Raw genomic sequence first — 17,719 nt, 5'->3', positions numbered from 1 at the left:
TGAAGCTCAGTGTGCGAAGAGGCCGTCGAAGTCCTTGAAACCCTTGACTTCGATCGGATTGCCGCTGGGATCGAGAAAGAACATCGTGCGCTGCTCGCTGGGTTCGCCGGCGAAGCGGATCACCGGAGCGATTTCAAACGTTGTGCCGAGGCGGCTCAAACGATCGGCCAGCTCCAGCCACTCCTCCAGCGGCAGGACGACGCCAATGTGCGGCATCAATACTTTGTGATCGCCAACCTGGCCGGTACGGGTCGTGGTGAAGGGCGTGCCCACATGAAGCGAGAGCTGATTGCCGAAAAAGTCGAAGTCGACCCATGTCTCGGTACTGCGGCCTTCGGTGCAGCCCAACACATCTCGATAAAAAGTCCGCGCCTGTTCCAGGTCGCAAACATGGTATGCAGCGTGAAAAGGTCTGTTCATGCGATGTCCCCAAGTGAAGGAGCGCTCAGGGTAAACAGACCGTGCGGCGGGGCATAACGACTTCGCCTTGTTCTGAGCGAAAGGAAAACTTATGGATGTACGGTTTCTGAAAAGTCTGGTGGCGGTGGTCGAGACCGGTTCGATTGCGGCAGCGGCACGGCGCGAGAGTCGCACTGCGGCGGCTATCAGTCAGCGCGTCCAGGCGCTCGAAAGATTGCTGGGTTGCACGTTACTGCTGCGTACCGCGCACGCTGCCCGGCCCTCGGACCAGTGCCTGCTGATTCTGCCGAAGATCAGGGCGATCATCGAATTGGCCCAGGATCTACAGAGCGATCTGCATCCCGATGGGGTGGCCGGTGAACTGACAATCGGTGCAATTTCCACAGCGCTGACCGGCGTGTTACCCACCTTGATCGAGCGATTGGCGCTTACAGCACCTGATTTGAAGCTGAAGATCACCCCGGGTGACTCGAAAAGTCTTTACGAGAAGGTGCTTGCAGGGGAGTTGGACGCAGCGATTCTGGTCAGGCCTCCATTCCAGCCGCCCAAGGCATTGGCACTGGTCGTACTCAAGGTAGAGCCGCTGATTCTGGTGGCTCCAGCCGCGTACGCCGGGCAGTCGCTGGAAACGCTGTTGCGCGTTCATCCGTTCATTCGTTATGACGCACGCTCGTGGGGTGGGCAGATTGCTCAGCGCTACCTCGATGAACAGGCCATCGAGCCCAACGTGCTGTGCGAACTGGATGCGCTGGAAACGATCGTCATGCTGGTCGCGCAGGGGATGGGGGTATCGCTGGTGCCGCAGTGGGCCGGGATGATGCTGGAAGGGATGTACGTGTTACCGGTCGAGGACGGGCAGCGTCATGCGCGCGAGTTGGTGGTGATGCATGGCTCGACGCCGCACCGCCCATTGGCGATGCGGCATCTGCTTGATTTGCTGTGCGGTTCGTCGTGAGGGGGCTCACGACGGCGCTGCGGTGATACGTCAGTGTGCGGGTTCGGCCGCTGTGGCCGGCTCGTCACGGGTGGCGTGCTTGACCAGCTTGCCGATGGTCAGGCCCTGCAACAGGATCGACGACAGCACCACGATGTAGGTGATGCTCAGCAGCAGATCGCGCTCCGGGCCCAGCGGCAGGGCCAGCGCCAGTGCTACCGACACCCCGCCGCGCAAACCGCCCCAGGTCAGAATGCGGATGGTGCCGCGCGGCACCGTGCGCCAGCGCCGCAGCAGAACGATGGCCGGGGCCACGGTGAGCAGGCGCGAGAGCAGGATCGCCAGCGCCAGCAAACTGGCCGCCGCCACGTGCGCCCAGTTGAACGGCAGCAACAGCAGCTCCATGCCGATCAGTGCGAACAGCAGCGCATTGAGCATGTCATCGAGCAGCTCCCAGAAGCCGTCGAGGTACTTGCGGGTCATGTCGTTCATCGCCAGGTTGCGCCCCAGGTTGCCGATGATCAGACCGGCGACCACCATCGCAATCGGTGCCGAGACGTGCAGCTCGGTGGCCATCGCCGAACCGCCGATCACCAGCGCCAGGGTCAGCATCACCGTGATCTGATGCTGCTGGACGCTCTTGATCATCCGGTACACCCCATAACCGATCAGCCCGCCGAACAGCACACCGCCAATGGCTTCGTGCACGAACAGCATGGCCGTGGCGCTGAGGGTCGGCGTCTCACCCAGTTGGGCGATGCCCAGCAGCACGGTGAACACCACCACCGCAGTGCCGTCGTTGAACAGCGACTCGCCGACGATGGTGGTTTTCAGCGGTTTCGAAGCATTGGCGGTACGCAGTACGCCGAGCACTGCGATCGGGTCTGTAGGCGAAATCAGCGCGCCGAACAGCAGGCAGTAGAGGAAGCTCACGTGCCAGCCGAACAGGGCAAAAATGTAATAGGCGAGGCTGCCGATCACGGCGGTGGCAATCAGCACGCCGAACGTCGCCAGCAGGCCGATCGGCCAGCGATAGCTGCGCAGGTCGTTGAGGTTGACGTGCAGGGCGCCGGCGAACAGCAGGAACGACAGCATCCAGTTCATCAGCAGATCGCCGAAGTCGATCTGGCCGATCAGTTGCTGCACGCGGTCTTCGAGGCCGGGATAGCCGAGCACGCTCAGGCCTTGCAGCAACAGGGAGAACATCAGCGCGGTGACCATCACGCCGATGGTCGGCGGCAGGCCGATGAAACGGTAATTGACGAAGGTGAGAAGGGTGGTGAGGCAGATAAAAGCGGCAACAAGTTCTAGCATCCGGGCTCCATTGGATGGGGGTGGAAAGACAGCGCCCCGATTCTTCGGTGCAAAGGTTGGATGGGCTGTTTCGGGGTGGGGACACAATCATGCCCCCCTCGGTTGGTCAGCCGCAGACATTGGTGTAGGGTCAACAAAAAAATCAAGGAGTGGAACGTGGCGGCGACAGTTCTGGTGTTAATGGCGGCGCTGTTGCATGCGACGTGGAATACCCTGATCAAGTTCAGTGCCGAACGGTTGCTGGTGGTGGCGTGCATGGACACGGTGGCGCTGCTGTTCGTGGCGCTGGCATTTCCATTCATCAGCCTGCCGCCGGTGGAAATCTGGCCGTGGATTCTGGCTTCGGCGGCGTTCGAGCTGTTGTATCGCTATCTGCTGATTCAAGCTTATCGGGTCGGCGACCTCGGGTTGGTCTACCCGCTGATGCGTGGCTTGTCGCCGTTGGTGGTGCTGGCGCTGACCCTGATCTTCGCCGGCGAAGTGCTCACCACGCAGCAGATCCTCGGGATCATGCTGATTCCGCTGGGCATGGCTTGCTTGCTCTGGCAGGGCGGTGGTGGCAAACATCTCCCTTGGTCGATGCTACCGGTGGTGGCGCTGATCGGCTTGTGCATCGGTTGCTACACCTACATCGATGGTCAGGCCTTGCGGCGCTGGTCGCATCCACTGGATTACCTGGTCTGGGTCACGCTGCTCAGCGCTTGGCCGTTTCCGTTGCTGGCGTGGGTGGCGAAGCGCCCGGCATTTCTGGTGTTCTGGCGCGAGCAGTGGAAGCTGGGGCTGGCGGTCGGGTTCTGCGTGTTGTTCAGCTACGCTCTGGTGCTGTGGGCGATGCAGTTGGGCTCGATTGCCGAGGCGGCGGCCTTGCGTGAGATCAGCGTGATCCTGGTGGTGCTGTTCGGCATGCGCTACCTGAAAGAACCTTTCGGCAGGCCGCGGCTCTTAGCCTGTGGGCTGGTGCTGATCGGCATGTTGGTGATGAAGTTCTGACGGCCCGCAATTCTCTATCACTCGAAGAAGGACGGCTTTATGACGGTGGCTCTGTGGTGTGTGTTGATCGCGATTTTCCTGCCGTATGTGTGCACGATTGTGGCCAAGGTCTCGGGCGGTTTCAGGCTCAGTGACAATCATGATCCTCGGGATTTTCTCGATAGCGTGGGCGGCGTCGCCCGACGGGCGCATGCGGCGCAGTTGAACAGCTTCGAGGTGATGCCGGCGTTTGCGGCAGCGGTGATCGTTGCCCATCTGGTGGGCACGGCGCAGCTGGTGACAGTGAATGTGCTGGCGGTGCTGTTTATCACCAGTCGCCTGCTGTACATCATCTGCTACCTGGCGGATTGGGCGATCTTGCGGTCGCTGGTGTGGTTTGTCGGGATGGGGCTGATTGCTGCGTTCTTCTTTGTGTCGGTCTGATTCTCGGGTGTTGCAGCTGGCCTCTTCGCGAGCAAGCCCGCTCCCACAGGTATCAATGGCGAGCACAAATCCTGTGTACACCAAAGAACCCTGTGGGAGCGGGCTTGCCCGCGAAGGCGGTAGCTCTGGCGCCGAGGCGCTTAAGGCTTGTCCTTAACCGTATCGGCCACCTGCGGTACTTGCGGCAACGCCACACCTTTAGGCCAGAGCATCCAGATCTGTCCCTGCTGTTTCATGTCCCCGGCCAGTTGCCCGGCAGCATCGCCGGTGCCCCAGAACAGATCCGCGCGCACCTCGCCGGCAATCGCGCCACCGGTGTCCTGCGCCGCGACCGGGCGAACCAAAGCGCTGCCGTCCGGGCGGGTGGTCGACAGCCACAGCAGGCTGCCCAACGGAATCACCTTGCGATCCACTGCTGCGCTGTAGCCGGCGGTCAGCGGCACATTGAGCGAGCCGCGTGGGCCTTCGTTGCTGTCCGGGTTGCGGGTGAAGAACACGTAGCTCGGGTTGCTGCCCAGCAGTTCCGGGATGCGCGACGGATTGGCCTTGGCCCAGTTGCTGATCGCGCCCATGGTCACGTCTTCTTTCTTCAACTCGCCCTGTTCCACCAGCCAGCGCCCGATCGGCCGGTACGGATGGCCGTTCTGGTCGGCGTAGGCGATGCGCAGTTGTTTGCCATCCGGCGTCTGAATCCGCCCGGAACCCTGGATCTGCAAAAACTGCAGGTTCATTGGATCGGTCAGGTACGCCACTACCGGCGCTTTGACGCCTTTGGACTCGATGGTCGCCGCGTCGTCATACGGCTTGAGCACTCGGCCTTCGAGACGGCCACGCAGGCGCTTGCCCTTCAGTTCCGGGTAAATGCTGTCCAGCGAGACGATGATCATGTCTTCCGGCACGCCGTACACCGGCACGTTCGCCACCTCGGTGGGCGTCAGGCTGCCGGGGTAGACCGGTTCGTAGTAACCGGTGATCAGACCGTTGGGGTTGTCATGCTCGGCGCGCAGTCCGAACACGTCGAGGTTCTGCTTGAGGAACGCGCGAATCTCGTTGGCGCTTTGCGGCACGTTGGCGGCTGCCGCGCAGGTGCCGCCCCAGACCGGATCAGCCTTGAGTCGGGTGCAGGCGCTGCGCCATGAACTGAAACCGGCCACCAGATCGCTGTCGGACACCGCCGGCAAGGCTTCCCAAGTGGCGCTGGAATAAGTGGCCAAGGCATGGGTTTTCGGTTTGGCAGTGTCGCCACCCGTACAGCCGGCAAGGATTGCCAGCAGTGGCAGGGTTGCGATCAGTGGGTGACGCCAGGCCTTGAAACGGCTGTTCATGGAGTGATTCCTGTGCCGGTTGCCCAAGTGCTCCATGCGCTCCGGCAACCCGTATTTTTAATAGGGCTATTGGTGTTTGTCGGCGACGCGAGGATACTGGCCGCCGAATTCCGTGACCTGAAGCCACCATGACTCTTAAAAGAATTTCTGTTGTATTGCTGGCCTGTCTGACCTTGTCCGCCTGTGGCGGCGTCGATCCGAATTCTCCGCTGGGGCAACGCAAGGCGATCTTCAAACAAATGCTCAAGACCGGCGAAGACCTGGGCGGCATGTTGCGTGGACGTATTCCGTTCGACGGGCCGAAATTCGCCGAAGGCGCGGTGAAGCTCGATGCGTTGTCGCATGAACCGTGGAAGCATTTCCCGCAGGTTCGTGAAGAAGATCACACCAGCGCCAAGGATGATGTCTGGCTGCGTCAGGCCCGCTTTCAGGAATTGGCCCGTAACCTTGAGGCGGCCACCGGTGAACTGGTGATCGCCAGCAAGGTTCAGCCGTACAAGGCCAGTAACCTCGGGCCTGCGGTGCAGAAAGTTGAAGATGCCTGCAGCGCTTGCCATAAAGAGTTTCGCGATCATTGATTTCTGTTGTTTGAGCTGACGCCTTCGCGAGCAAGCCCGCTCCCACACTGGATCTGTGTCGTTCACAAATAAAATGTGGGAGCGGGCTTGCTCGCGAAGAGGGCATCAAATTCCCCGCATTAACGGTTACTTGTCGATCTGGTCCAGCGCATCCTGCAGTTCCTTGCGCGACTCGGCGAGCTTGTCCTTGCGCTTGTTGATTTTCTCCGGATCGCCTTTCTTCATCGCCTTGTCGAGATCCGCCTGACGCTTGCTCACTTCGTGCTTGGCTTCCAGCACCTTGTTTTCGCGTTCTTTCTTCAGGCCGGCATCGGTGCAGTTCTTCGTCACTTCATCCAGCGCGGTTTGCAGACCGGCCTGCTGATCGGTGTTGCCCCGGGATTTCGCCTGCTCGAGCTGATTGATGATGCCCTGCTTCTTCGCGGCGCAACCGGTCAGGCCCGGTGCATCTTCGTCAGCCATCACAGGCGCGGCCAGAACACCACAGAGAGTCAGCAAGGCAAGGGGTGCAAGAAATTTCATAAAAGCTCCATGTGCAAAGGCAGTCGGGTCGGGGGCACTGCGCTGTTTGAGCGTCTGACGGCCCTTGGGTTCCCGGCTGCCGGGGATTGCGTGATCAGAAACCGTCGATTCCGGCGGCGCGTAATGTGTCACTCAAGGCCAGCACCTGCGGGTCGCGGAAGAATGCGCTCAATTGCGCCGCGCGGCCCGGGCCGATTCCGGCTTCTGCCTGCCATTGTTCGGTGTCGCGTTGTGCCAGCGCCTGCCACGAGTCGGCCAGTTGTGCCTGCCCCGTCGGCGGTAAACCCAATGCTTTGAGCCACTGGGTGAACGGCCGTTGGCGGGCGCTGTGAAAACTGTTGATCAGACGTGCGCTGCTGCGTTCGCCGAAGCCGGCAATGTTAGCAAGCTCTGGCTCGTCGAGGGTCAACCAATCCAGCAGGTTGTTCAGGCGGCCTGTTTCCAGAAGTTTCTCCCAGGTGCCGCGCCCGACATTCTGCAGCGCCAGCCCCTGCTTGCCACTGAGCCAGGTCAGGCGCGCGAGAAACTGGCTTTCGCAACCGGGTGTCGGTTGCCAGCAGCTCAAGGCGTGGAAGTCGCGCGTGTCGGGAATGTCGAGGGCGGCCCGTTCGGAGGTACGCAACACCACACTGTCGAGTCGTGGAATCGTCAACCCGGCCAGGCTGATTGCCACTTGATCGCCGGGGCGGATATCCAGCGCCTGCCAGCGCTTGAGTGAACCGGCACTGACGCGTCTGATCTCGCGGTCATCGAGCATCACCGGCGACAACTCCAATACTGGCGTGATGCGTCCGCTGCGGCCGACTTTGAAATTCACTTTGCGCACTTCGGCCAGCGCTCGGGCAAACGGGTATTTCCAGGCGATAGCCCAGTAGGGCGCGCTCGCCTGCCAGCGCTCAGCCGGTGGGCGCTGGCTCTGGCGCAAGACAATGCCGTCGGTGGCGAAGGGCAGGGGCGATCGATACCAGTGCTCGCGCCATTTTTGCGCGTCGGCAAGGTTGGCGATGACCTGACTGAATGGCGCTGTCGTGGCGAAGCCCAGCGTCGCTAGCGTCGATATTCTTTCAGGCAGATTCGCCGGGCCCTGCGGCCAGTCCCAGACGAACAGACCGATCCCGGACGCCTGTTCTGCGCTCAAGGTTTTACGGCTCATCAGCCCGGCAACGGTGGCGCGGGCGTTGACGCTGCCGGCGCTGGCTTGCACATGCTGATTCAGGCGCCAATAGAGCTCGCCCTGCACCAGCAGGTCCAGCGGTTGGGTCAGTTGTTGCGGAATGGCAGCGATCTTTTGCGCCGACGCTGTCCAGTCCTGACCGCTGATCCCGTCGCCGCGACTGATCGCCTGCTGCAACAGGCCGCGACGGTAAATCAGCGTGACCGCTACACCATCGACCTTGGGTTGTACCCAGACATCCTGCCGATCCTTTAACCATGCTTGAACGGCGGCGGCTTGGTGAAGCTTGTCCAGACCGGTGTGGGCGATTGGATGCGCGACGGAGCCAGACGCGCTGCGCAACGGTTCGGGCGCTGCGGGCTGCTGGAAGCACTGGCGCCATTCGATGAGCCGCACGCGCGATTGATCGTAGAGTTCGTCGGCAATCAGCGAGCGGCCTTCGCGGTGGTAGGCGTCGTCCCATTGGTCGATCTGCTGTTGCAGAGCCGAGATTTCAACTTGCGCTTTGCCGAATGGCCAGTCTGGGCAGGCTGCATGGGCGATCAGAGGGGTGAAACTCAGCAAAAGAACTGAAAACAGGCGCAGCGTGGCAAGCATTTTGAGCGTCCTTGCTCAGGGGGAATGCTTTAAGGCTAGGCGAGGATTCAGAGAGGCACCGGGTGGGTGTTTTGCATCGTGTTTCCGTGCCCATACAGGGGGCGCATGGGCCGGCCTCTTCTCGGGCAAGCCCGCTCCCACAGGGTTCTTTATAGATGTTGGAAGGGGATTCCAGGCATGAAAAAGCCCCGCACGGCGCGAACCGTGCGAGGCTTTTTGTGCAGCCGGGAGGGCTTACAGACCAGCGGCAGAACGCAGAGCGTCGGCGCGGTCGGTTTTTTCCCAGGTGAAGGTGGAGAAGGTGTCTTCGCCAACCGTCTTGGTCTGCGGAGCACGACCGAAGTGGCCGTAGGCTGCAGTTTCCTGGTACATCGGGTGCAGCAGATCCAGCATGGTGGTGATTGCGTATGGACGCAGGTCGAACACTTCACGCACCAGTTTGATGATCTTGTCATCGCTGATCTTGCCGGTACCGAAGGTGTTCAGCGAGATCGAAGTCGGCTGAGCGACACCGATGGCGTAGGACACCTGAATCTCGCAACGCTCGGCCAGGCCGGCAGCGACGATGTTCTTGGCAACATAACGGCCAGCGTAGGCCGCCGAACGGTCAACCTTCGATGGATCTTTACCGGAGAACGCGCCACCGCCGTGACGGGCCATGCCGCCGTAGCTGTCGACGATGATCTTGCGACCGGTCAGACCGCAGTCACCTACCGGGCCGCCAATGATGAACTGGCCGGTCGGGTTGATGTGGAACTGGGTGTCTTTGCTCAGCAGTTCGGCAGGCAGCACGTGCTTGACGATCAGCTCCATCACGCCTTCGCGCAGGTCTTTGTACGACACTTCAGGGTTGTGCTGGGTCGACAGAACAACGGCGTCGATACCGACCACCTTGCCGCCTTCGTAACGGCACGTCACTTGCGACTTGGCGTCCGGACGCAGCCACGGCAGCAGACCCGATTTGCGGGCTTCGGCCTGGCGCTGCACCAGCTGGTGCGAGAAGGTGATCGGCGCTGGCATCAGCACGTCGGTTTCGTTGCTGGCGTAGCCGAACATCAGGCCCTGGTCGCCGGCGCCCTGATCTTCAGGCTTGGCACGGTCAACACCCTGGTTGATGTCAGGGGACTGCTTGCCGATGATGTTCATCACGCCGCAGGTCGCGCCGTCGAAGCCGACTTCGGAACTGGTGTAGCCGATGTCGCAGATCACGTCACGAACGATCTGCTCCAGGTCAACCCAGGCGCTGGTGGTCACTTCACCGGCCACGATGGCAACGCCAGTCTTGACCAGGGTTTCCACGGCAACGCGTGCGTGTTTGTCCTGGGCGATAATGGCGTCCAGCACCGCATCGGAAATCTGGTCGGCGATTTTGTCCGGATGTCCTTCAGACACGGACTCGGAGGTGAAGAGGGAGTATTCGCTCATCTCGATGTTTTCCTGAATTTACCGATGGTGAGTGTCGCCAGCCGGTCGCTGAAAGTGGCGAACCTGGATCTGGAAACCATTACGTAAGCCTACATAGAGGCTGTCCCCGGGAACGAGTCCCGCAGCGGTGGCCCAACGGGCCAAATCGTCCTGTTCAAACCCCAACCACAGATCACCGCAGGCCTCCCTGGCCCAACTCTGGTTGTGGCTACATAACTCTGTCACGAGCAGGCTACCGCCCGGTTGCAGCAGGCCGGCCATGTGCTTGAGCGCTTCGGCCGGCGCGGCGAAATGGTGCAACACCATGTTCAGTACCACGCAATCGGCCTGAAGGCTGGTGCCATTCAATGCATCGGCCAATTGCAGGCTGACGTTAGCCAGCCGTTCACGTTCACATACCTGACGCGCCAGTTCGAGCATCGCCGGGCTGTTGTCCAGCGCGGTTACGGTGCCGAAGCGGCGGGCCAGTTCCGGCAGGAAAGCACCATCGCCGGGGCCGACTTCAATGGCCGTGGCAGCACCATTGAAGTTCAGTTTGTCGAGCAGGGCCAGCACACTGTCACGGTACTGCGGCAGGCCTGCGATCAAGTCTTGCTGGGCGCGGAATTTCTCCGCGACCCGGGCGAAAAAGTCCTGGCTGGCGGCTTCGCGTTGTCCGTGGACCTGGGCGATGCGTGCCTGCACGTCGTCCGGCAGCGCCAGATTGTCGACTTCTTCTAACAATGCGGCGTGCAACTTGCCGCCCAGCAATTCGGTGTGGGGCAGGGCGCGGCGATAGAAAATCGCGTTACCTTCACGGCGTGTCGCCACCAGATCGGCCTGGGCCAGCACTTTTAGGTGGTGGCTCATGCCGGACTGACCGATACCGAAAATCTGCGCCAGCTCCAGTACGCCGAACGAGTCGTTGGCCAGCGCGCGCAATACATTCAGACGCAGCGGATCGCCACCGGCCTTGCACAGGGCCGCCAGCTCGTCGCAATCGTCATGGCGAATGGAAGGCACGCGTAAGTTCATGGGGCAGCAGTCTAGTGACGGTGGGAAATCGCTGCAAGGGCAATATCAAAAAGTTTTGATATTGCTCGATAGATGGCACTTCTCACTGGCTGGTTAACTCTACAAACGAACAGCGGAAAGGTTTCACCAGACGAAACCGCCGTCCAGCACGGGAAAAACGCCCTCGGATGACTATCTGTCATTGCCCCGAGGCGCTCCGGTGAGGGAAAATGCCCTCCTTTTTTCCGTTTCAATCTATTCACACCCAGGAGATCAGCGATGCCTAGCCGTCGTGAGCGTGCCAACGCCATTCGTGCCCTCAGCATGGATGCCGTGCAAAAAGCCAACAGCGGCCATCCCGGTGCCCCTATGGGTATGGCAGATATCGCCGAAGTACTTTGGCGCGACTACCTCAAGCACAACCCGAGCAACCCGTCGTTCGCCGACCGTGACCGCTTCGTGCTGTCCAACGGCCACGGCTCGATGTTGATCTACTCGCTGCTGCACCTGACCGGTTACGACCTGTCGATCGACGACCTCAAGCAGTTCCGTCAACTGCACAGCCGCACCCCGGGTCACCCGGAATTCGGTTACACCCCGGGCGTCGAGACCACCACCGGCCCGCTGGGTCAGGGTCTGGCCAACGCCGTCGGCTTCGCCCTGGCTGAAAAGGTTCTGGGTGCGCAGTTCAACCGTCCTGGCCACAACATCGTTGATCACCACACCTACGTGTTCCTCGGTGATGGCTGCATGATGGAAGGCATTTCCCACGAAGTCGCTTCCCTGGCCGGTACGCTGGGCCTGGGCAAGCTGATCGCCTTCTACGATGACAACGGCATCTCCATCGACGGTGAAGTCGAAGGCTGGTTCACCGATGACACCCCGAAGCGTTTCGAATCCTACAACTGGCAGGTGATCCGCAACGTCGACGGTCACGATCCGGAAGAGATCAAGACCGCCATCGAAACCGCGCGCAAGAGCCCGCTGCCGACCCTGATCTGCTGCAAGACCACCATCGGTTTCGGTTCGCCGAACAAGCAGGGTAAGGAAGATTGCCACGGCGCCCCACTGGGTGACGCGGAAATCGCCCTGACCCGTCAGGCGCTGAACTGGAACTACGGCCCGTTCGAAATCCCGGCCGACATCTATGCCGAGTGGGATGCCAAGGAAAAAGGTCGCGCCGCCGAAGCCGAGTGGGATCAGCGTTTCGCTGCCTACTCCGCGGCGTTCCCGACCGAAGCCAACGAGCTGATCCGTCGTCTGAGCGGCGAACTGCCGGCGGACTTCGCGGAAAAAGCCTCGGCCTACATCGCTGAAGTGGCGGCCAAAGGCGAAACCATCGCCAGCCGTAAAGCCAGCCAGAACACCCTGAACGCGTTCGGCCCGCTGCTGCCGGAACTGCTCGGCGGTTCAGCTGACCTGGCCGGTTCCAACCTGACCCTGTGGAAAGGTTGCAAAGGCGTCAGCGCTGAAGACGCCAGCGGCAACTACATGTACTACGGCGTGCGCGAATTCGGCATGACCGCGATCATGAACGGCGTGTCCCTGCACGGCGGCCTGGTGCCTTACGGCGCGACCTTCCTGATGTTCATGGAATATGCGCGCAACGCAGTACGCATGTCGGCGCTGATGAAGAAGCGTGTGATCCACGTCTACACCCACGACTCCATCGGTCTGGGCGAAGACGGCCCGACGCACCAGCCGATCGAGCAACTGACCAGCCTGCGGACCACGCCGAACCTCGACACCTGGCGTCCAGCCGATGCCGTTGAATCGGCGGTGGCCTGGAAAAATGCGCTGGAGCGTAAGGACGGCCCTTCGGCGCTGATCTTCTCGCGTCAGAACCTGCAGCACCAGGAACGCGATGCCGGTCAGATCGCCGACATCAGCCGCGGTGGTTACGTGTTGAAGGACTGCGCAGGCGAGCCTGAGCTGATCCTGATTTCCACCGGTTCGGAAGTCGGTCTGGCCGTTCAGGCCTACGACAAACTGACCGAGCAAGGCCGCAAGGTGCGCGTGGTTTCCATGCCTTGCACCAGCGTGTTCGACGCTCAGGACGCCGGCTACAAGCAATCGGTTCTGCCGTTGCAGGTCAGCGCACGTATCGCGATCGAAGCGGCCCACGCCGACTTCTGGTTCAAGTACGTGGGTCTGGAAGGTCGCGTGATCGGCATGACCACCTACGGCGAATCGGCTCCGGCTTCGGCACTGTTCGAAGAGTTCGGCTTCACCCTGGAAAACATCCTGGGTCAGGCTGAAGAGCTGCTGGAAGACTGATCCAGAAGTTGCGTCGTCTGGACTGACGCCTTCGCGAGCAAGCCCGCTCCCACAGGGGGATTTGTTGTGTGACACACACAGTGTTCACAACCCTGATCCAATGTGGGAGCGGGCTTGCTCGCGAAATCGGTGGTTCAGACACCACTGCAATAACGGAATCAAACGGTAATCGAGAACCCCATGCCTCAACCGCGTCCCTACAAAGTTGCACTCAACGGCTACGGCCGGATTGGTCGTTGCGTCTTGCGTGCGTTGTTCGAGCGTGGCGAGAAGGCCGGGTTTGAAATTGTCGCGATCAACGATCTGGCGGACATGGCCAGCATCGAATACCTGACACGTTTCGACTCCACCCACGGCCGCTTTCCCGGCGAAGTGCGAGTAGAAGGCGATTGTCTGCATATTAATGGCGACTGCGTGAAGGTCCTGCGCAGTGCCACCCCCGAAGGCATCGACTGGGCGGCGCTGGGCGTCGACCTGGTGCTGGAGTGTTCCGGTGCCTACCACACCCGCGAAGATGGCCAGCGTTTTCTCGACGCCGGCGCGCCACGCGTGCTGTTTTCACAGCCGATGGCCAGCGAGGCGGATGTCGACGCCACCATCGTCTTCGGCGTCAATCAGGATTGCCTGACTGGCGATGAACTGCTGGTGTCCAACGCCTCCTGTACCACCAACTGCGGCGTGCCGCTGTTGCGTCTGCTGGACAAGGCGATCGGCCTGGATTACGTGTCGATCACCACGATTCACTCGGCGATGAACGACCAACCGGTGATCGACGCCTATCACCACGAAGACCTGCGCCGCACCCGTTCGGCGTTCCAGTCGGTGATCCCGGTGTCCACTGGTCTGGCGCGTGGCATCGAGCGCCTGCTGCCGGAACTTGCCGGGCGAATTCAGGCCAAAGCCGTACGCGTGCCGACGGTCAACGTGTCCTGCCTCGACATCACGATGCAGACCGCCACCGCGACCGATGCCAACGAGGTCAACCGGATCCTGCGCGAAGCCGCCACCAACGGCCCGCTCAAGGGGCTGCTGGCCTACACCGAGTTGCCGCACGCCAGCTGTGATTTCAACCATGACCCACATTCGGCCATCGTCGATGCCAGTCAGACCCGTGTTTCCGGCCCGAAGCTGGTGAACATCCTGGCCTGGTTCGACAACGAATGGGGTTTTGCCAACCGAATGCTGGACGTTGCAGATCACTATCTGCAAACAGCGATTTCAAAAAAACCTGCTCTCTAAGAACAGCTACTCAGGAAGTGCGACCCATGACCGTGTTGAAGATGTCCGACCTCGATCTGCAAGGTAAGCGCGTATTGATCCGCGAAGACCTCAACGTCCCAGTCAAGGACGGTGTTGTCACCAGCGATGCGCGTATCCTGGCTTCGCTGCCGACCATCAAGCTGGCCCTGGAAAAAGGTGCGGCGGTGATGGTGTGCTCACACCTGGGCCGTCCGACCGAAGGCGAGTTCTCCGCCGAGAACAGCCTCAAGCCAGTCGCTGACTACCTGAGCAAGGCCCTGGGCCGCGACGTGCCGCTGGTGGCCGATTACCTGGGCGGCGTTGACGTCAAGGCCGGCGACATCGTGCTGTTCGAAAACGTGCGCTTCAACAAGGGCGAGAAAAAGAACGCTGACGAGCTGGCCCAGCAATACGCCGCCTTGTGCGACGTGTTCGTGATGGACGCTTTCGGCACCGCGCACCGTGCCGAAGGTTCGACGCATGGTGTTGCCAAGTTCGCCAAAGTCGCGGCTGCTGGCCCGCTGCTGGCCGCTGAGCTGGACGCACTGGGCAAGGCGCTGGGCGCACCGGCCAAGCCAATGGCTGCGATCGTTGCCGGCTCCAAGGTCTCGACCAAACTCGACGTACTCAACAGTCTGAGCCAGATCTGCGATCAACTGATCGTCGGTGGCGGCATCGCCAACACCTTCCTCGCTGCCGCCGGTCACCCGGTCGGCAAGTCGCTGTATGAGCCGGACCTGCTGGACACCGCGCGCGCCATCGCCGCCAAGGTCAGCGTACCGCTGCCGGTGGACGTGGTGGTTGCCAAGGAGTTCGCGGAAAGTGCTGAAGCCACCGTCAAGCTGATCGCTGACGTTGCCGCTGACGACATGATTCTGGACATCGGCCCGCAAACCGCGGCCAACTTCGCCGAACTGCTGAAATCGTCGAAAACCATTCTGTGGAACGGCCCGGTCGGCGTGTTCGAATTCGACCAGTTCGGCAACGGCACCAAAGTGCTGGCCCAAGCCATCGCCGACAGCGCCGCGTTCTCCATCGCCGGCGGTGGCGACACCCTGGCGGCCATCGATAAATATGGCGTGGCCGAGCAAATCTCCTACATTTCCACCGGTGGTGGCGCGTTCCTCGAATTCGTCGAAGGCAAGGTGCTGCCAGCCGTTGAAGTCCTGGAAAGTCGGGCCAAGGCCTGAGGCCGCCCGTTTGGCCAGGCAAAGGAGTGTTCAGATGGTCAAGTCGTTAGCGCTGTTGTTGCTGACCGGTACGCTGGCGGCCTGCGGGAGTAACCCGAAGGCCGAGGCGACACCTGCGCCGGATGCGGCACAGAAAGGCTGCTATCAGGCCGACTGGCAGGCCGAAACCAACCCGGTGCTGAACAAGCGCTCGGGGCCGGACGGTCTGGACAAATACGAGACGCAAACCCCGGCCAAGGAACATGGTTGTCCTTGACCGGTCTGACTCTTTAACTCAGGGCTGGCGGCGTTGGCTGTCAGTCGAGGAACACGGATGAAAGGCTTGATCGCCATTGCGGCGTTGGCATTGTTGGGCGGTTGCGCGCAGTTGAACCTGTTTCAGTCGTCCGCACCTGCGGACAGCTGGACCACCTGGACCTGCGACAGCCAGGCCAAAGTGCTATGGCGCTACGCCAATGCCGGCCAGAAGGAAGTCGATGTTCGGCTGGGTGGCGGTGATCAGGTCTATCGCCTGAAAGAAGAGCCGGGCGCCTCGGGCGTGCTGTACAGCGACGGCATGCTGGCGTTTCACGTCAAGGGTGACGAAGGCCTGGTGTACTGGGTCGCCACCAATGACCTGATCGGCCGCGGCTGCAAGGCCGAGTAAGACGATTGAATTGATTCACACAGATCCAAAATGTGGGAGCGGGCTTGCTCGCGAAAGCGGTGGATCAGCTTGCGGTAATGGTGAATGTTAAACCGCATTCGCGAGCAAGCCCGCTCCCACAGGGGTTCTCTGTTGTTCACAAGATTTTGGTAACACCGAATCACCAGACCGGGCTTCGACCCCCGATCTGCAATCACTTGAATAGCCGCCGCCGCTCCGGCAGGCTGGCACGATTAACGACCCTCAACCGGGAGAGACACACACAATGGCACTTATCAGCATGCGCCAGATGCTGGACCACGCAGCCGAGTTCGGCTACGGCGTTCCAGCCTTCAACGTCAACAACCTTGAGCAGATGCGCGCCATCATGGAAGCCGCTGACAAGACTGACTCCCCGGTGATCGTCCAGGCTTCGGCCGGCGCTCGCAAATACGCCGGCGCGCCGTTCCTGCGTCACCTGATCCTGGCCGCGATCGAAGAATTCCCGCACATCCCGGTGTGCATGCACCAGGACCACGGCACCAGCCCTGACGTCTGCCAGCGCTCCATTCAACTGGGCTTCAGCTCGGTGATGATGGACGGCTCCCTGGGCGAAGACGGCAAGACTCCGACCGACTACGAATACAACGTCCGCGTTACCCAACAAACTGTTGCCATGGCTCACGCCTGCGGCGTTTCGGTTGAAGGCGAGCTGGGCTGCCTGGGTTCGCTGGAAACCGGCATGGCCGGTGAAGAAGACGGCATCGGCGCTGAAGGCGTTCTGGATCACAGCCAGATGCTGACCGACCCGGAAGAAGCCGCTGACTTCGTCAAGAAGACCCAGGTCGATGCCCTGGCCATCGCCATCGGCACCAGCCACGGCGCCTACAAGTTCACCAAGCCACCTACCGGCGACGTGCTGGCGATCGACCGCATCAAGGAAATCCACAAGCGCATCCCGAACACCCACTTGGTGATGCACGGTTCCTCGTCCGTGCCACAAGAGTGGCTGGCGATCATTAACCAGTACGGCGGCGACATCAAAGAAACCTACGGCGTACCGGTTGAAGAAATCGTCGAAGGCATCAAGTACGGCGTACGCAAGGTCAACATCGACACCGACCTGCGACTGGCATCCACCGGCGCCATGCGTCGCCTGATGGCCACCAACCCGAGCGAGTTCGACCCACGTAAATTCTTCGGCGCGACTGTGACGGCAATGCGTGATGTGTGTATCGCACGTTATGAAGCGTTCGGTACTGCCGGTAACGCTTCGAAGATCAAGCCGATCTCGCTGGAAGCGATGTTCCAGCGTTATCTGAAGGGTGAGTTGAACGCCAAGGTGAACTAAGCCTGGGCGTTTGATCGCGTAAATGAAAAACCCGCCGAGTGGCGGGTTTTTTTGTGTGAGTTTTTCATTGTGAACAAGTTAACGGCTGGCGGCTAAAAATGTCGTTAAAAAAGATTTTTAAATTTTCTCTCGATAAGCCCGATATGTGTGACATTTTCCCCGCACGAGATGTGGGCGAATGCATAGTTATTTTTGAGAGAAAAATAAATTTCGTTAACGACTGCGTAAATTATTTTGCTTATTTCGAAATCGCATAAAGAACTGTCATTTCTGACAGGTGATTTAAAATTCATTGCAGCCTATCGTCTCAATGCAATCAGAAAGGAAGTAACGATAAATATA

General features: G+C 60.6%; 17 protein-coding genes. 10 read left to right on the top strand and 7 right to left on the bottom strand.

Annotation, left to right across the window (positions count from 1 at the left end; all coding sequences use genetic code 11):
• Positions 1 to 6: 6 nt before the first annotated feature.
• The gene (locus J1G18_RS00870) at positions 7 to 420 is read right to left on the bottom strand and encodes a VOC family protein (protein WP_223006952.1); all 414 of its coding nucleotides are present in this window, start codon (positions 418 to 420) and stop codon (positions 7 to 9) included.
• A 91-nt stretch (positions 421 to 511) separates the two neighbouring features.
• On the opposite strand from J1G18_RS00870, the gene J1G18_RS00865 reads away from it, so the two are divergent.
• Positions 512 to 1,375: a LysR family transcriptional regulator gene (locus J1G18_RS00865; RefSeq protein ID WP_223006951.1), complete on the top strand. Its 864-nt coding sequence runs from the start codon at positions 512 to 514 to the stop codon at positions 1,373 to 1,375.
• A gap of 30 nt (positions 1,376 to 1,405) precedes the next feature.
• Here J1G18_RS00865 and J1G18_RS00860 read toward each other — a convergent pair whose 3' ends face one another.
• Positions 1,406 to 2,668 carry a cation:proton antiporter gene (locus J1G18_RS00860; RefSeq protein WP_223006950.1) on the bottom strand — a complete coding sequence of 421 codons (1,263 nt, stop codon included), beginning with the start codon at positions 2,666 to 2,668 and terminating at the stop codon, positions 1,406 to 1,408.
• Between the two features lie 156 nt (positions 2,669 to 2,824).
• Between J1G18_RS00860 and J1G18_RS00855 the strand changes: the two genes are divergently transcribed.
• Positions 2,825 to 3,658: an EamA family transporter gene (locus J1G18_RS00855; RefSeq protein WP_223006949.1), complete on the top strand. Its 834-nt coding sequence runs from the start codon at positions 2,825 to 2,827 to the stop codon at positions 3,656 to 3,658.
• Between the two features lie 39 nt (positions 3,659 to 3,697).
• Complete coding sequence (locus J1G18_RS00850; RefSeq protein WP_027610617.1) at positions 3,698 to 4,081, top strand: MAPEG family protein; 384 nt, start codon at positions 3,698 to 3,700, stop codon at positions 4,079 to 4,081.
• A gap of 140 nt (positions 4,082 to 4,221) precedes the next feature.
• Here J1G18_RS00850 and J1G18_RS00845 read toward each other — a convergent pair whose 3' ends face one another.
• Positions 4,222 to 5,406 (bottom strand): murein transglycosylase A, encoded by a 1,185-nt coding sequence (locus tag J1G18_RS00845; RefSeq protein ID WP_223006948.1) that lies wholly within the window; start codon positions 5,404 to 5,406, stop codon positions 4,222 to 4,224.
• A 128-nt stretch (positions 5,407 to 5,534) separates the two neighbouring features.
• On the opposite strand from J1G18_RS00845, the gene J1G18_RS00840 reads away from it, so the two are divergent.
• Entirely contained in the window at positions 5,535 to 5,984 is a 450-nt protein-coding gene (locus J1G18_RS00840; protein WP_027610619.1) for a c-type cytochrome, read from the top strand.
• A gap of 126 nt (positions 5,985 to 6,110) precedes the next feature.
• On the opposite strand, the gene J1G18_RS00835 is transcribed toward J1G18_RS00840, so the two are convergent.
• The 4 genes from J1G18_RS00835 to J1G18_RS00820 all read right to left on the bottom strand — a co-directional run bounded on the left by J1G18_RS00835 (position 6,111) and on the right by J1G18_RS00820 (position 10,716).
• Positions 6,111 to 6,506, bottom strand: coding sequence for a DUF1090 domain-containing protein (locus J1G18_RS00835; protein ID WP_007961884.1), 396 nt, complete (start codon positions 6,504 to 6,506; stop codon positions 6,111 to 6,113).
• A 94-nt stretch (positions 6,507 to 6,600) separates the two neighbouring features.
• Positions 6,601 to 8,277 (bottom strand): NAD-dependent DNA ligase LigB, encoded by a 1,677-nt coding sequence (gene ligB, locus J1G18_RS00830; protein ID WP_223006947.1) that lies wholly within the window; start codon positions 8,275 to 8,277, stop codon positions 6,601 to 6,603.
• Between the two features lie 234 nt (positions 8,278 to 8,511).
• Complete coding sequence (gene metK, locus J1G18_RS00825) at positions 8,512 to 9,702, bottom strand: methionine adenosyltransferase (protein WP_027610621.1); 1,191 nt, start codon at positions 9,700 to 9,702, stop codon at positions 8,512 to 8,514.
• A gap of 18 nt (positions 9,703 to 9,720) precedes the next feature.
• Positions 9,721 to 10,716, bottom strand: a complete 996-nt coding sequence (locus tag J1G18_RS00820) for an ArsR/SmtB family transcription factor (protein ID WP_047596542.1) — start codon at positions 10,714 to 10,716, stop codon at positions 9,721 to 9,723.
• 258 nt (positions 10,717 to 10,974) lie between these two features.
• Here J1G18_RS00820 and tkt point away from each other — a divergent pair, with 258 nt between their 5' ends.
• The 6 genes from tkt to fba all read left to right on the top strand — a co-directional run bounded on the left by tkt (position 10,975) and on the right by fba (position 17,377).
• Positions 10,975 to 12,972, top strand: coding sequence for a transketolase (gene tkt, locus J1G18_RS00815; RefSeq protein WP_027610623.1), 1,998 nt, complete (start codon positions 10,975 to 10,977; stop codon positions 12,970 to 12,972).
• Between the two features lie 180 nt (positions 12,973 to 13,152).
• The gene (gene epd / locus J1G18_RS00810; RefSeq protein WP_098966022.1) at positions 13,153 to 14,211 is read left to right on the top strand and encodes an erythrose-4-phosphate dehydrogenase; all 1,059 of its coding nucleotides are present in this window, start codon (positions 13,153 to 13,155) and stop codon (positions 14,209 to 14,211) included.
• Positions 14,212 to 14,237: 26 nt separating this feature from the next.
• Entirely contained in the window at positions 14,238 to 15,401 is a 1,164-nt protein-coding gene (locus J1G18_RS00805; protein WP_027610625.1) for a phosphoglycerate kinase, read from the top strand.
• 34 nt (positions 15,402 to 15,435) lie between these two features.
• Positions 15,436 to 15,657, top strand: coding sequence for a hypothetical protein (locus J1G18_RS00800; protein WP_007961876.1), 222 nt, complete (start codon positions 15,436 to 15,438; stop codon positions 15,655 to 15,657).
• Positions 15,658 to 15,714: 57 nt separating this feature from the next.
• Positions 15,715 to 16,047 (top strand): MliC family protein, encoded by a 333-nt coding sequence (locus J1G18_RS00795; protein ID WP_098966020.1) that lies wholly within the window; start codon positions 15,715 to 15,717, stop codon positions 16,045 to 16,047.
• Between the two features lie 265 nt (positions 16,048 to 16,312).
• Positions 16,313 to 17,377: a class II fructose-bisphosphate aldolase gene (gene fba / locus J1G18_RS00790; protein WP_003229012.1), complete on the top strand. Its 1,065-nt coding sequence runs from the start codon at positions 16,313 to 16,315 to the stop codon at positions 17,375 to 17,377.
• The last annotated feature ends 342 nt before the right edge of the window (positions 17,378 to 17,719 follow it).

The organism is Pseudomonas sp. MIS38 (assembly GCF_019891575.1).
Classification (GTDB): Bacteria; Pseudomonadota; Gammaproteobacteria; order Pseudomonadales; family Pseudomonadaceae; genus Aquipseudomonas; species Aquipseudomonas putida_A.
Note: the sequence above shows the minus strand (reverse complement) of the source record. Positions and strands in the feature narration are given on the sequence as shown.

Excerpts from the sequence above, each read along its gene's own strand:
- J1G18_RS00870 (WP_223006952.1), bottom strand. The coding sequence starts at position 420 with ATGAACAGACCTTTTCACGCTGCATACCATGTTTGCGACCTGGAACAG.
- J1G18_RS00865 (WP_223006951.1), top strand. The coding sequence starts at position 512 with ATGGATGTACGGTTTCTGAAAAGTCTGGTGGCGGTGGTCGAGACCGGT.
- J1G18_RS00860 (WP_223006950.1), bottom strand. The coding sequence starts at position 2,668 with ATGCTAGAACTTGTTGCCGCTTTTATCTGCCTCACCACCCTTCTCACC.
- J1G18_RS00850 (WP_027610617.1), top strand. The coding sequence starts at position 3,698 with ATGACGGTGGCTCTGTGGTGTGTGTTGATCGCGATTTTCCTGCCGTAT.
- J1G18_RS00845 (WP_223006948.1), bottom strand. The coding sequence starts at position 5,406 with ATGAACAGCCGTTTCAAGGCCTGGCGTCACCCACTGATCGCAACCCTG.
- J1G18_RS00840 (WP_027610619.1), top strand. The coding sequence starts at position 5,535 with ATGACTCTTAAAAGAATTTCTGTTGTATTGCTGGCCTGTCTGACCTTG.
- J1G18_RS00835 (WP_007961884.1), bottom strand. The coding sequence starts at position 6,506 with ATGAAATTTCTTGCACCCCTTGCCTTGCTGACTCTCTGTGGTGTTCTG.
- ligB (WP_223006947.1), bottom strand. The coding sequence starts at position 8,277 with ATGCTTGCCACGCTGCGCCTGTTTTCAGTTCTTTTGCTGAGTTTCACC.
- metK (WP_027610621.1), bottom strand. The coding sequence starts at position 9,702 with ATGAGCGAATACTCCCTCTTCACCTCCGAGTCCGTGTCTGAAGGACAT.
- J1G18_RS00820 (WP_047596542.1), bottom strand. The coding sequence starts at position 10,716 with ATGAACTTACGCGTGCCTTCCATTCGCCATGACGATTGCGACGAGCTG.
- tkt (WP_027610623.1), top strand. The coding sequence starts at position 10,975 with ATGCCTAGCCGTCGTGAGCGTGCCAACGCCATTCGTGCCCTCAGCATG.
- epd (WP_098966022.1), top strand. The coding sequence starts at position 13,153 with ATGCCTCAACCGCGTCCCTACAAAGTTGCACTCAACGGCTACGGCCGG.
- J1G18_RS00805 (WP_027610625.1), top strand. The coding sequence starts at position 14,238 with ATGACCGTGTTGAAGATGTCCGACCTCGATCTGCAAGGTAAGCGCGTA.
- J1G18_RS00800 (WP_007961876.1), top strand. The coding sequence starts at position 15,436 with ATGGTCAAGTCGTTAGCGCTGTTGTTGCTGACCGGTACGCTGGCGGCC.
- J1G18_RS00795 (WP_098966020.1), top strand. The coding sequence starts at position 15,715 with ATGAAAGGCTTGATCGCCATTGCGGCGTTGGCATTGTTGGGCGGTTGC.
- fba (WP_003229012.1), top strand. The coding sequence starts at position 16,313 with ATGGCACTTATCAGCATGCGCCAGATGCTGGACCACGCAGCCGAGTTC.